Source organism: Donghicola eburneus, assembly GCF_900115865.1.
In the GTDB taxonomy this organism is placed as follows: domain Bacteria; phylum Pseudomonadota; class Alphaproteobacteria; order Rhodobacterales; family Rhodobacteraceae; genus Donghicola; species Donghicola eburneus.
In genome coordinates this window covers 1-13,017 of sequence record NZ_FOXY01000011.1, presented here as the reverse complement: position 1 = coordinate 13,017, position 13,017 = coordinate 1, and the positions used below count along the sequence as shown (strand labels likewise).

The window sequence follows — 13,017 nt, the reverse complement described above, 5'->3', positions numbered from 1 at the left end:
CCTGAATTTCCGGAAACAAAGCCCCGCCAGATGCGCTCTGGCAGGGCTGGTACGGCTTAACCCTGCTTGCGTTCTCGCGGCAGGATGCGGCGTAGGTACCGCATATTGGTGGCAGACACGCTCAGGCCATCGCCGCCGTAGTGCTCGCAAAGGAACGGGCTGTTGAACCCGTATTCCATCGCTTTGCGGATCGCGGCACGGTAATTGATGATCCCGAATTCTAACGCGGTCGGGGCAGTCACAATCGCGCCGGTCAGGGCGTCCTCGGTGCGAGCGTAGTTTTTGACGTGCCAGTATTTGGCATAAGGCGCAATCTTGTCGATCATAGTCGCCCAATGCTCGACCGGACGGTGCAGACGAACCAAGTTCCCGATATCCGCACAGATGCCCACGTTAGGGCGAGCCACATCCTGGACGAACTTTACGGAACTATCAGCGGTGCCAAGGAAACTGTCCTCGTACATTTCGAGCGCGACTTCGATGCCAAGCTCGGCCGCGTGGTCCCCAAGCTCTTGTGTGCGAGCCACAGCAAGCTTCCACTCTTCGGGGTCTTCGGACATCGGAGGGTTCGGCACCGTCCAGAACCACAGTGCTTGCTTTTGCGCATCAGACAGTGGGCCAAAGAAGCCAAAGCAGACCGAGGTCGCGCCGATTTTCGCCGCGGTGTCGATCACGCGGTGCGCATAGGCGAGGTTCCCCTCGCCATTCTCGGGGCAGATCAGATTGTTGCGCGAGGTCGAGATCGCAGGAATCGTGAGGCCTTTGGCATGAACAACATCCATGAATTCCTGCAGGCGCTCTTCGCTCAGGTCCGCGATGCGCAGCCATGAATCCGTGGGGTCGAGTTCGGTGAACCCCGCGTCCACGATATCTTCGAGCGTCTCGGCCCAATCTTCGGCGGATTGATCAAAGACACGGGTGCCATCGGGCAGAATCCCAGGATAGTTGATCATTGCTGCGGCGATTGGCCAGTTGTGGCGGGTGTAGAGAGGCTGTTTCATCCGTTAAACTCCGATCTTTCCGTCCAATTCGTCTTCGATGTGGATACGAATGATCTCTTCGAAATCGCTTTCAGCGGTGAAGCCCAACGCGATCGCCCGCTTCGGGGCAAAATCGCGGGACCAGCCGTCGACGATCTCCTTGATCACATGGTCCGGTTCGTTGCGGATCAGGGCCACAGCCTTCGGTCCTGCAATCTTCTCTAGCGCAGCAATCTGCTCTGCTACGGTGACCGACAGACCTGGCATCATCAGGCTGCGACGGGGGCCGACCTGCTCCAGATCAAGTGTCGCAGCGTGGGTAAAGAACCCGACGGCGGCGCGAGGGCTGGCGAACCAGTGGCGCACGCTCTCATCGACAGGCAGCACAGCCTCCAGGCCGACCAAAGGCTCGCGAATGATGTTCGAGAAGAAGCCCGAGGCCGCCGCGTTCGGTTTGCCCGGACGGACGCAGATAGTCGGCAAGCGAATGCTGATCCCGTCAAAGATGCCGCGGCGCGAGTAATCCGCTATAAGCAGCTCGATAATCGCCTTTTGCGTGCCGTAGCTGGTAAGCGGAGTGGTAAAGAACTCGTCCCCGATCTTCTCGGGGAAGGGAGCGCCAAATACGGCGACCGACGACGCAAAGATAAACCGGGGGCGGTACGGCTCTTTCAGGCCTTCGGCGCGGATGGCATCCAAAAGAGCGCGGCCACCGTCAAGGTTAACGCGGTAGCCTTTGTCGAAGTCGGCCTCCGCCTCGCCCGACACCACGGCGGCAAGATTGTAGATCATGTCGGGACGGTCCGCGATCAATTCGTCTGCCGCGCCTGAGGTCGACAGGTCCAAGGCTTTGCAAGTCGCGATGCTGGCCAGTGCGGCGGGCGCTGTGGGTTCAATCACGTCGACGAGCGTCAGCGCGGTAACCTCTGATCCCAAAATGGCGGGTTCCAAGGCAATTTTGTCCAACAGCTTGCGCCCGACCATGCCAGCGGCACCGATAATCAATACTCTCATTCGGTAATTCTCCTCTCGACCCCAGTTGCGCTCCCAAAGGCGACGGGCCTTAGGCCCCCTACCCTTCTCACTCGGTCGCAACTCAGATCGTTTTATGATTTTAGGACTCTGCGCGATTGGCCCGATGATTGGTAGCCATCCGCACGAGCAAGTTGAACGCTTGGAGCGTCGCCCCGACATTGGCATTGTTCTGTCCCGCAATGTCAAAGGCTGTGCCGTGGGCCGGCGTCGCAACAGGGATCGGCAAGCCGCCCGCAACGGTCACGCCGCGTTCAAAGCCCATGAGCTTGATCGCGATCTGGCCTTGATCGTGATACATGGTCACGACGGCATCAACCTCGCCCCGCTTGGCCTTGAGGAACACGGTGTCCGACGGCCAGGGACCAGTAACATTCATCTGCTTGTCCTGCGCTGCTCTGACCACCGGTTCGAGGATGTCGATCTCTTCTCGGCCAAACTTGCCATTGTCCCCTGCGTGAGGGTTCAAGGCTGCCACGGCGATATGTGGCCGCTGTTTGCCTGCGCGCTTTAAGGTACCTTCGGCCAAAGAGATTGCTTTGTTCACGGCCTCTGGCGTGATGCGTTCAGCAACCTCTTTCAGACCAATGTGGCTGGTTACGCGTGTGGTCATCAGATCGTCCAAGACGTTGATTTCGCTGTGATAGCCTGTGAACCCTAGATAGCGGGCCATATAGCGGTGCTCATCCTCGGCATTCAGACCGGCAGACGTCAGCGCGACCTTGTTGAACGGGCCAAAGAGCACGCCATCCACCAACCCTGCGGTCGCAAGATCCAAGGCTTTGTCGAGGCACCTTAGGCTGCAGGTGCCACCCGCAACCGTGACTTCGGCGACCTTCACATCCTCTGGCGCGATGGTCGACATGGGCAGCCATGACAGGCCCTGTTGGGTCGCGATGTCGGCCTCGGCAATCTCTTCCAGAGCGATCGGCAAATCCGCTTGGGTGGCGCCTTGTTGCCAGACATGCTCGTCACCAATCAGGACAATATTTGCGCTTTCCGTCACGCCTTCGGCATTCAGAAGCTTGGCGATCAGCTCCGGTCCGATCCCCGACGGGTCTCCGGGGATGATGGCGATGCGTGGTTTTTCGTGTGTCATTGAAGGTACCCAGTCAGAGCGAGCGACACCTGCGGGACATAGGTCACCAGTAGCAGGATGAAGGCGAGGACGCCGATGAACGGCAGGTTCGTGCGAGAGGTTTCCCAGATGCCCGACTTCGCGATCGAGCAGGATGTGATCAGAACCGACGCGACAGGCGGCGTCTGCTGACCGATGGCAAGGTTGAGCGTCACCATGATCCCGAAATGGATCGGGTCGATGCCAACTGCGTTCACCAGCGGCATGACGACGGGTACCACCAGAATGATCGCTGCGGCCCCGTGCAGGAACATCCCAAGCACCAAGAGCAGCAGGTTCAATAGCGCCAGAACAATCAGCGGATTAGTGGTCAGTTCGGTGATCTGTTGCGCCAGTTGTTGCGGTACTTGGGCTTGGGTCAGAAAGAGACCCAGCGCAGCGGACGTGGCCACCAGTAGCATCACAACGCCGGTCTGGCTGACGCCTTCGAGCATGACTTTGCGCAGCTTCGAGACATCAAGATCACGGTAAATGAAGATCCCGATGACAAGCGCGGCCAGCACGGCCAGTCCTGCCCCCTCGGTCGCGGTCACGATGCCGGAGAAGATGCCGCCAAGGATGATCACAGGCATGGTCAAAGCCCAGAACGCTTGTTTGAAGCTGCGCCAAACATGGCAGAGGTCGAACCCTTCGGCGCGCGGCAGGTCATAGCGCACGGCCAGCAGGTAGGTGATCAGCATCAGCAGACCGCCACCCATGATGCCGGGAACGATGCCTGCGACGAAGAGCTTCAACACCGACACCTCGGCAATCGCGCCGTACAGGATCATCGGGATAGACGGCGGGATTATGATCGCCAGCGACGCAGAGGACGATGTGATCGCCGCCGCCAAGGTGCGGGAATAGCCACGTTTCTTCATCTCGGGAATTAGAACGGTGCCTGTGGCTGCGACGTCTGCCACGGCAGATCCCGAAATCTCGGCAAAGACCATCGAGACACCGATGTTCACCATCCCCAAGCCGCCACGGACAAAGCCGATCAGCGCAGAAACAAAGTTAATTAGGCGCACTGAAATCCCAGAGGTGTTCATCAGATTACCGGCCAGAATGAACAGTGGGATCGCAATGAGCGGGAACGAGGTCGCACCCGAATAAAGCGCAATCGCCATATCATAGAGTGTCGCGCCGCCCGGCGTCAGAACCAGTCCGCCAAGAGCGACGATCCCGATCGCCACAGCGATGGGCACGTTAATCAGGATCAACCCGATCAACACGACGGTTGTCAGTAATAGGATCATGTCCGATCGTCCTTTTGGGCCGCGTTCTCGCGTTCTGCTTCCGCAATTGCGTGCTCAATTTCGGCGTGGTCGGCGTCGATGCCTTCGGCGGCATTACGCAGGGCGCGCGGCATGGTCAGGATAGTTCCAACAATCATCAGAACTGCGCTGATCGGGATGATCGACTGCACGATATCTAGCGTCATCCAGCGGATACTGAGCAGCGAGTCCCATTTGGCCACGGCCAGAATTGCATTGCCGTACCACGCCACGACCGCGAAAAACGCGATCACCAGCAGTTCGGAAAACAGGGCCAAAGCAACGGCGGCTTGGCGCGGCAGGGCTGTCACGAGACCACCAAAGCTCATGTGCTGGCGCAGGAACAGCGCGTAGGTCGCGCCAAAATAGGTCAGCCAGGCCAAGAGCACGCTGGCGATTTCGTCATACCAAGACGGCGAGGCGCCAAGGTAGCGCATGGTCGTCGAGTAGATCACCGCGACCGCCAGCGTCACCAGCAGCACAAGGCAGATCGTTTCGATCACCCACAAGAGCAATTTTTCAAATGTTGCGACCAAATCCCGGTCTCCTTCTAGAGAGCCTCGGGCAACGCAGCGCTGCCCGAGGCGTCTGTAGGGTGGATTACTCGGCCAGAGCCTGAGCGCGGCTGACAAGCTCATCGCCGCCATTTACGGAGTCCGCAAAGCTGGCGTAGATCGGAGCAGAAGCTTCGATAAAAGCCACCTTGTCAGCGGTGTTTACTTCCATGCCCGCCGCCTTGACCTTGTCGACCAATTCGTTATCCGCGGCTTCGCCCTGTGCCAGAGACCAATTCTGAACGGATGCGGCGACAGTGGTGGCGGCAGCTTGAACGTCCTCGGGCAGGTCATTCCACGTACCAAGGCCGGTGGTCAGATAGGTGGGCGAATAGACGTGGCCGGTCAGGCTCAGGTATTTCTGAACCTCTTGGAAGTTCGCGCCCGTGATGTTGGTCAGCGGATTTTCCTGGCCGTCCATGGTTCCGGTTTGAAGCGCGACAAAAACCTCGGAGAACGCCATCGGTGTCGGATTTGCGCCCCACTCCTTGAACATCGCGACGCGCCATTCGGACGAGGGTGTGCGGATTTTTAGCCCTTCCAGATCGGCGGGCGTGTTGATCGGCCGTGTGTTGTTGGTGATCTGGCGGAACCCATTCTCCCAAGTCGACAGAACTTTGAGACCAGCTTCTTCGGCTTTGGGGGCAAGATCGGTTTGAACGATCTCTGCGTTGATTGCTTTGAGATGCGCACGGTCTTGCACCAAGAAAGGCATATCGAACAGAGCAAATTCCGGCGCAACATTGGTCATGATCGAAGAGATCAATGTGAACTGGACCGTGCCAAGCCGGAGCTTCTGCATCAGTTCCTTTTCATCGCCAAGCTGACCATCTGCATAGAACTCGACCGTGTGTGCGTCGCCTAGCTCCGCCTGCAAATCTTCAGCGAACTTTGCAGCGCTGCGGCCTTGCAGACTGTTTGACGCTGCTCCCACCGCGACGATGTAGGTTTCCGCCATCGCCGGCAGAGCCAAGGCTGAGACAGTGCAGGCCAAAATGCCCGCGGTCAGGCGGGTGCGAGTATATTTCATGATTTTCCTCCTCCAGAGACGAGGTGCCCTTTCGGATATCCTCATCATGTATTTTGTATACAAGTATAAAGTATCGACGAGCAATTGATTTCTTGATAAATTGACTGAGAACAACCAACGAACAATAAAAACAACGAGTTACCATGGGAACGTCACTGGAAATCGAAAATCGATCGCTGCATGATCAGGTCGTCAGCAGAGTAAGAGATCTGATTATTGAGGGCGCACTGGAACCAGGCGCGCGAATCGATGAGGCTGATTTAATCCAGAGGTTGGGTGTTTCCCGCACTCCATTCCGCGAAGCACTGCGCACTCTCGCAGCTGAAGGACTGGTAATTGTCCGCCCCTCGCGCGGGAGCACAGTGCGCAAGCTGACCCGAGAAGACGTAAAGTCGATGCTAGAAGTTCTGGGACACCTTGAACAACTGGCGGGAGAGCTCGCCTGTGCCCGCGCCAGTGAAGACGAGGTCGCAGCACTCGTCGATCTACACAACCAGATGATGAAGCATTACCTAGCGCGCGATCGGATGCCTTATTACAAGTTGAACCAAGAGTTTCACTCTCGTCTGACAGCCCTATCTAAGAACGGATCCTTGCAGGAAATGCAATCCAACCTTCAAGCACGGCTCAAGCGAATCCGCTACATCGGAAATGAAAAGCCCGAATACTGGGCCGGTGCGGTTGCCGATCACGAGACTATGGTTGCCGCTTTGAAGAAGCGGGATGGCAAAGCCCTAGGAGAGGCGATGGCGACGCACATTCGGAACACATGGGATCGGGTAAAGGACAGTATTTAGAAATTAATGCCCGTCGTCCAACCTTTCCCAGAACGCCGCCTTGCGCCCGTAATTTCTGCGCAGGCCCTCGACATAGGCGTAGTGCGACGGGTGGCCCGCGTAGTCTTCGATGCTCATGTCGGCGGTGGTGCACGCCATTAGGTGGCGCGCGGCATGGCCGTAGCGCCCCGTACGGCCGCGGCGCAGGGCAAAGTCAATCATCGCACGCCAAAGTAGAACCGCTGGCAGTGGGTGATGCGCTGATAGGGCGTCGGCGAGCGGAGAGAGCAGCTCGTAGGCCTCTCCGTCGATTTCGTCATAGCGCGCCAGCACCAGCTGCGCAGCGAGAGACAGGTCGGGCGCCCGTTGGCAATACAGCAACGCGGACTGGATCGGGTGATAGCCCAGAATGTGCGCACGTGCGCGGTCTTCGGCCTCGATATCCTCAAAATCAGGCAGGAGTTTCAGGTGCCGTTGCAACGCTGCCGGACACAGGCGGGTTTCGAACCGCTCCCAAAGCGCGGCGATCAGGTCATCCTTGCGCCCCAATGCTTCGAGACACGCAAAATGTGCCTCGTCCAGATCGGGGCGATCCCGCGTGCTGCCCTCGCGCCGTTCCAGCGCGGCCTCGACCAGCGCCAGCGCCTCTTCTGCCCGTACTGCCTGCAGCAAGCGGTCGGCAGCGGCGGGCGCGACTGTCTCGGCCGTCAATTGCTGCGGCGTGTATTGGGCGAGCCATGCGTCCACGTCCCCCTCTAGATCAGCAAGATCCTGTAGAAGCAGATGGATACGGCGCTGGCGGGCGGCCTTGGCCCGTGCCTCGGATCGCGATGCGCCTGTCAGCACAGCATAGAGCGCGATCTCTGCCTCGAGTGCAGGGGCTTCGGCCGCTTCTCGCGCCAGCGTTTTCAGGCGCGCCATACCCGATGCCCCCAACGCGTCTGACGTTGCCCGCACCGCATGTTCGAACGTTCCAAAAACATCCCCGACCACCGCATCAAACACGTCTTCGGCCAAATCCTCGGGGGGTTTCGTCAGTTTTGCCGACAGCCGCGCCACAGCCTCCATCGCTTGGTGCATCACGTCGCCAATCGCGCTCCACGCGTCATCGGTGCGCTCCAGAATACCGCGTGCCAGATGCAACTGTTCCCACAAAAGGTCAAACGCCGGATCCGGCGCGGACTCGGCAATCCGCGTTTCGATCAGCTCGGTCAGTTCGGACAGCTCCTTGGCCAGAGTTCTTTGCCTTTTCCGAGAGATATAACTGCGCGCCTTGCGGATCGTAGCAAAGCGTTTGCGCACATCAACGGCAACCGCTTCGGCCCCCTGCCCTGCCGCCAGAACGAGCCGAACACGGCGCTGGCGGGCCGCATCGCCCTTGACCGTTTCGAGCAGCAGCTCTGCCAAGGTTTCGGTCCCCAGCGCCATCAGATTTGCCTTGTTCAGCGCTTTGCCTGCCATTCCAGTCCTATCCTTGGTCTCAGTCAGTTCGCCCTTCACGTCTAAGTTAGTTTGCCGCAGACGCAACGCCATCTAGCTATGAGATATGCGTATTCTCATCATTCCCCTGCTATTGCTCTTGGCCGCCTGCACCGCCGAGGTTCCCCGAAACGCGCGGATCATTGTCGCGGGCGACTCCGTGATGGCATGGAATGGCAGTGAACAGAATGTCGCGGCGCAGCTACAGCGTATCTTGGACGAGCCGGTAGGTGATGTGTCCCTGTCGCTGGCGCAGGTGGACGGCGGCATCGGCCCGCTGAACATTCCCGAACAGATCGACGGCTACGCGCCCGAATGGGTCGTCCTGAACGGCGGGGCCAATGACCTGAGCCGGAATTGCGGGTGTTCGGACTGTGCGCCTGTGCTGGATCGGTTGGTGTCGCCTGATGGCACCTCTGGCGCTATCCCTGATCTGGTGTCCAGCCTGCGGGCTAAGGGCACCAAGGTCGCTTGGGTCGATTACTACACCGCACCGCGCTATGCAGGCACCACCTGCGAGGCCCCTTATGACATGCTGGAAACGCGCCTGTCCCGCATGGCGGCACGGGACGCCGGGGTGACGCTTGTGGACTTGGACCGGACCTTTCGCTCGGGCGACCTGTCGCTTTTTGCCAGCGATCGCATGCATCCCTCTGCCAAAGGCTCTGCCCTGATCGCACAGACGGTTGCGCCTGTTTTGACCGATGACTGACCCAACGCGCTTTGCGACAAAACCTCTCGCTCTGCCGCAAAAGCGTTGAGCTTTCGCCAAGCACCCTCTATTCCTGCCGGACACATTCAAATTTCTGAACCTATAAGATATGGCCGACCGCATGCTATTCACCGCATTTCGCATTGCCGCGATCGTCGAAGGGATCACCACCCTCGCGCTGTTCTTCGTCGCCATGCCGATCAAATACATGCTTCACGATCCGCTCTGGGTGCAGATCGTTGGCCCGCTGCATGGCTACGCCTTTCTGCTCTACATCGCGCTGATGGCAGTGCTGATGCGCAAGGTCCCATGGACCAACGCCGATGTCATTCGCGCCAGCCTCGCCTCGCTTATCCCATTCGGGACCTTCCTGAACGACGGTGCGATCAAGCGTCGGTGGCAAACGGCGCAAGCCATCTGAGAGCCGAGGACACCGCTGATGAAAACACCTCTTGCCGTGATAACTTGTGTTGCTGCGCTGCTCCCTCTGCCCGCTTTGGCAGAGCTGTTCACCATTCACTCCGCCGCGCCCGGCATTTGGGCCATCGAAGGGCCCGCAGAACAGCGCAACCCCGAGAACTTGGCCAACAACGCGACCTTTGGCCTGATCGAAACGTCAGAAGGCGCCATTCTGGTCGATCCCGGCGGGACTTGGGCGGGCGCGAAGCTGCTGGACGAAACGGTCCAGACACTGACCAATCAGCCCGTCAAATACGTGATCAATACCGGCGGACAGGATCACCGCTGGCTTGGCAACGGCTACTGGCAGGATCAAGGCGCGATAGTCATCGCCTCGACCGCCGCTGTGGCCGACCAAACCGCCCGCGGCTCCATGCAGCTGTCGATGTTGGCGCAACTGGTGCCGGACGGTCTAACGGGCACTGCGCCCTCCTATGCCGACATCACCTTTGACGACACGTACAGCCTGACCCTCGGTGCGCGGCAGATCGAGGTGCGCCACCCCGGCGCTGCCCACACGCCAGGAGATAGCTTTGTCTGGCTGCAAGACAGCGGCGTAATCTTTACTGGGGACATCGTCTATGTGGGGCGCATCCTTGGCGTGATGGAGTTTTCGGACAGCGCAAGCTGGCTTCACAGCTTCGAGGCGCTCGCCGCTCTGAACCCGACCGCCGTCATCCCTGGCCACGGGCCACTCACCACGCTCGATCGCGCCACTGCGGACACCTACGATTACCTTCAGAACTTGCGGACGCAAATCGGCGCGCATATCGACGAAGGCGGCGATATCATTTCGTCGGTCGAGGTCGACCAATCCGCGTTTTCCTATCTGAACCAATTCGACGCGCTCGCAAAACGAAACGCACAAATGGTGTATGAACAGATGGAGTGGGAGTAAGCGCTCCTTTCCATGAGCCGCCGCTGTGCGAAGGCTAGGATTTCGACCATCGCACGCGCGTATCTTCGTGGGCATGCAGACGCAAAGGCGGCGTTGTTTTCCAAAACTTTCGAGGATTCGCGGAAAATTGCGCGGTGTGTCGCGCAGGCCGCGAAGTCCTGTGCCATAGAATAGATCAAACGATTTATGCCTCGGATATGTCCGCACGCCTCTGTTATATAAGGTTCAAAAAGCGTTATCAGCGGCGCGCATAGCTCTTGATCGCATGCAAGCCTCTGAAAGAAGAAAGCTATTTAAAATAGCTGTCTTTATTGCACCTTTTCCGAACGGCTCGGTTCATGTTCAGAAAATAATATCAAATGGTCCGGAAAACCGGACTTCCCCATCTAAATGGAAACAAATTTCTTGCTCACGCTAGGTCAACTTCCCTAGACCTTTGACCATCAAGTAAAAATCTTTGATGGCGCGATGAATATTCATACCAATTCTTGCCAGCTTTTCAGGCTGCATGGATCCAGCGGTTTTGCGACCGCGCTGATCGCGACCATTTTTGTTTTCGCATTTGCAATCAGCGTCTACGCGGGGATCAAGCTATCACCCCGCTTCTACATCGCATCAGCTACGATTTTGGTATTCGGCACCGCGACCTGTTGGGTTCTGTTCCATCAGACAGAGGTGACGCTGGATCGCGGTGCCAATTCCGCGTCTGTGTCCAAACGCATGCTCCACGGCGCACATCGATACGACGTGTCCCTCTCCGACATCCGTCAGGCTGACGTGGACATCCGCCAAGGCAAGAACAAGGGCACAACCTATCGGCTTGTGCTAGTGGCGCAGCAGAATGAGAGCCACGAGCGCCTGATCATCAGCCACGGATTTTCACCGAACCGTAAGTCTATGATCACCGCACGGCTGATCAACGAATGGCTTGGTGTGCCAGAGGCCGCAGTCGGGACAAGCGATCTGCGCCGGAGCAGCGGCACCTGACGTCCGATAGACACACCCGCAAAACGCCCGAGTTTTCTGAAATAAAGGACTTCTAATGACACACATTGCCCTGACCGCCGTTTTGCTTGGCGCCATGACCAGCGCCGCCCAAGCGGGCGAATACTGTACCCTCGACGAAAGCGTCATGTTCACCTGCACGTTCAACAACGGCGCCAAGGCGGTCGAGGTGTGTGACACCAACTACTGGGCCGACGGCGACAACGCGTCCTATGGCTTTTACAAGCGTGGCGGCGCGATCGAGAAAGAGATCATCACTGACAAAGCCAGCCTGATCGCCACACCATGGAGCGGTGTTGGCCGTTCGATTTGGGAGGCCGTCACCTTCTATTCCGGCGAGTACGGCTACGAGATCTGGTGGTCCACAGAACGTACCGAAGACGCTATGCTCGAGGGCGGGATCACCGTCACTCAAAACGGCGCGGTCTTGGCGGATCTGACCTGCGATGCAGGCTCGGTCGAGCAGAATTTGGCGACCTTGATCGAGGCGGTCGAGATCGCACAGGTTTCACCATAACGCTCTGACCAAGATGTTTATTTCTATGATACGCCGATCACGCGGTGCGCTCGTCTGTGCCTTCGCGATTTTGCAGGCCGTCCCCGCTTTGGCAATCTGCGCCAGCGGCAATGATATGGTCTTTCAATGCGCCGTCGCGCCTGACGGGGCCGATCAGATCACCGTGTGCCGCGATGGGGATATCGCCTTTCTCAGCCGGCACACCCGCGACACAGGCACGATGTATTATGACCCGCCCCTGATCATGGACCCGACCCGCGATTACTATGTCGAGGAGGTGACCGAAGGCACCGGTCTATCGATTGCCATGGGCTTCTGGGATCCGAACCGCGACACCGCTGCGATCCTACAATTTCGCGCCGGATGGGATGACGAGGCCGATGACGTGGACATAAACGGCCCCATGGAAATGTTGGTGCAAAGCCCCGACTTCCAGCAGCAGGTGGACCAAGTGCTGTGCCGTCCGAACACCGTGCAGTATGATCCTGACGTACTGTTCGACCTGACTTTGGATCGCGGGCCGAAGGGACAGTTCTATTCGACCGAAAATATTCTGCCCGAACCATCGTTGGTCGGCCGCGCCCGCGTGTCCGCGCCAGACGACGGTATCGCCGTCTACGCCAGCAGCCAGCCCAATGCATCAACGCCCCGATGGGCGCGGCTCTATGACGGGTGGGATGTCGATGTGATCGACCGCATGGGCGCCTTCAGCGCCGTGGCCCTGACCCAAGGCGTTGTGTCGGCCTGTGTGCTTCGCCCTGATGATTTGTTTCAGCCCTACATTGGCCCCTGCTCGACCGGCTGGGTCGAAACGAAATATTTGGAAATGCTCCGATAACGTGAGTGCACTGTCGAGCGTCAACCGCCCGACAGCACCAAGGCGGCCCTTGCCCTCTGGGGGCCGCCTTTTCCTTGGCGCGTTATGCCACCGACCGATCCACCAGGGCCTTGTTGTTTTTCGCATGGCGCGCGATCAGGCGCAGCACCCTTTGGCCTTTGGTCGGGATGTACCGCGCCGCCGTCCGTTCAGTCTGCTGCGCAATGTCGGGGAAGAGCTGCAGAATTTCGGCGCGGGCATCTTCTGAAACGGCCTTCAACGCTTCGGGGCCTGTGAACAAGCTCTCCGTCGCGGCCCCGTTGGAAAATACGATTTCGTGCCGGTCGAAGAGAATGTGGAAGTA

Annotated in this window: 15 protein-coding genes; 7 read left to right on the top strand and 8 right to left on the bottom strand. The window is 58.6% G+C overall.

From position 1 onward, the window contains the following. Positions 1–56 precede the first annotated feature (56 nt). The 6 genes from BM225_RS17030 to BM225_RS17005 form a co-directional block, all read right to left on the bottom strand. A complete protein-coding gene (locus BM225_RS17030) occupies positions 57–1,001 on the bottom strand; it encodes a sugar phosphate isomerase/epimerase family protein (RefSeq protein ID WP_092465027.1) in 945 nt (314 codons plus the stop codon). Positions 1,002–1,004: 3 nt separating this feature from the next. Next, complete coding sequence (gene denD / locus BM225_RS17025; protein ID WP_092465026.1) at positions 1,005–1,994, bottom strand: D-erythronate dehydrogenase; 990 nt, start codon at positions 1,992–1,994, stop codon at positions 1,005–1,007. Between the two features lie 100 nt (positions 1,995–2,094). Continuing rightward, positions 2,095–3,111 carry a 4-hydroxythreonine-4-phosphate dehydrogenase PdxA gene (locus BM225_RS17020; RefSeq protein WP_092465025.1) on the bottom strand — a complete coding sequence of 339 codons (1,017 nt, stop codon included), beginning with the start codon at positions 3,109–3,111 and terminating at the stop codon, positions 2,095–2,097. After that, complete coding sequence (locus BM225_RS17015) at positions 3,108–4,388, bottom strand: TRAP transporter large permease (RefSeq protein WP_092465024.1); 1,281 nt, start codon at positions 4,386–4,388, stop codon at positions 3,108–3,110. Before BM225_RS17015 ends, BM225_RS17020 begins: the two co-directional genes overlap by 4 nt. Then, on the bottom strand, positions 4,385–4,942 hold the full coding sequence (locus BM225_RS17010) for a TRAP transporter small permease (protein ID WP_092465023.1): 558 nt from the start codon (positions 4,940–4,942) through the stop codon (positions 4,385–4,387). Before BM225_RS17010 ends, BM225_RS17015 begins: the two co-directional genes overlap by 4 nt. Before the next feature lie 64 nt (positions 4,943–5,006). After that, positions 5,007–5,990 carry a TRAP transporter substrate-binding protein gene (locus tag BM225_RS17005; protein ID WP_092465022.1) on the bottom strand — a complete coding sequence of 328 codons (984 nt, stop codon included), beginning with the start codon at positions 5,988–5,990 and terminating at the stop codon, positions 5,007–5,009. Positions 5,991–6,133: 143 nt separating this feature from the next. On the opposite strand from BM225_RS17005, the gene BM225_RS17000 reads away from it, so the two are divergent. After that, the gene (locus tag BM225_RS17000; protein ID WP_092465021.1) at positions 6,134–6,787 is read left to right on the top strand and encodes a GntR family transcriptional regulator; all 654 of its coding nucleotides are present in this window, start codon (positions 6,134–6,136) and stop codon (positions 6,785–6,787) included. A 3-nt stretch (positions 6,788–6,790) separates the two neighbouring features. Here the strand turns inward: BM225_RS17000 and BM225_RS16995 are convergent, their stop codons facing one another. After that, the gene (locus BM225_RS16995) at positions 6,791–8,227 is read right to left on the bottom strand and encodes a DUF6880 family protein (RefSeq protein WP_092465020.1); all 1,437 of its coding nucleotides are present in this window, start codon (positions 8,225–8,227) and stop codon (positions 6,791–6,793) included. Between the two features lie 85 nt (positions 8,228–8,312). Between BM225_RS16995 and BM225_RS16990 the strand changes: the two genes are divergently transcribed. The 6 genes from BM225_RS16990 to BM225_RS16965 all read left to right on the top strand — a co-directional run bounded on the left by BM225_RS16990 (position 8,313) and on the right by BM225_RS16965 (position 12,674). Further along, positions 8,313–8,957: an SGNH/GDSL hydrolase family protein gene (locus tag BM225_RS16990; protein WP_092465019.1), complete on the top strand. Its 645-nt coding sequence runs from the start codon at positions 8,313–8,315 to the stop codon at positions 8,955–8,957. 109 nt (positions 8,958–9,066) lie between these two features. Further along, positions 9,067–9,378, top strand: coding sequence for a DUF3817 domain-containing protein (locus BM225_RS16985; protein ID WP_092465018.1), 312 nt, complete (start codon positions 9,067–9,069; stop codon positions 9,376–9,378). Positions 9,379–9,396: 18 nt separating this feature from the next. Then, positions 9,397–10,314, top strand: a complete 918-nt coding sequence (locus tag BM225_RS16980; protein ID WP_092465017.1) for an MBL fold metallo-hydrolase — start codon at positions 9,397–9,399, stop codon at positions 10,312–10,314. 468 nt (positions 10,315–10,782) lie between these two features. Beyond that, complete coding sequence (locus BM225_RS16975; protein ID WP_092465016.1) at positions 10,783–11,301, top strand: hypothetical protein; 519 nt, start codon at positions 10,783–10,785, stop codon at positions 11,299–11,301. A 55-nt stretch (positions 11,302–11,356) separates the two neighbouring features. Then, a complete protein-coding gene (locus tag BM225_RS16970; RefSeq protein WP_092465015.1) occupies positions 11,357–11,836 on the top strand; it encodes a hypothetical protein in 480 nt (159 codons plus the stop codon). A 25-nt stretch (positions 11,837–11,861) separates the two neighbouring features. Further along, positions 11,862–12,674: a hypothetical protein gene (locus tag BM225_RS16965; RefSeq protein WP_092465014.1), complete on the top strand. Its 813-nt coding sequence runs from the start codon at positions 11,862–11,864 to the stop codon at positions 12,672–12,674. Positions 12,675–12,756: 82 nt separating this feature from the next. Here BM225_RS16965 and BM225_RS21865 read toward each other — a convergent pair. Next, positions 12,757–13,017: Hint domain-containing protein (locus BM225_RS21865; RefSeq protein WP_218157067.1), on the bottom strand; the 261-nt coding region annotated here is incomplete at its 5' end.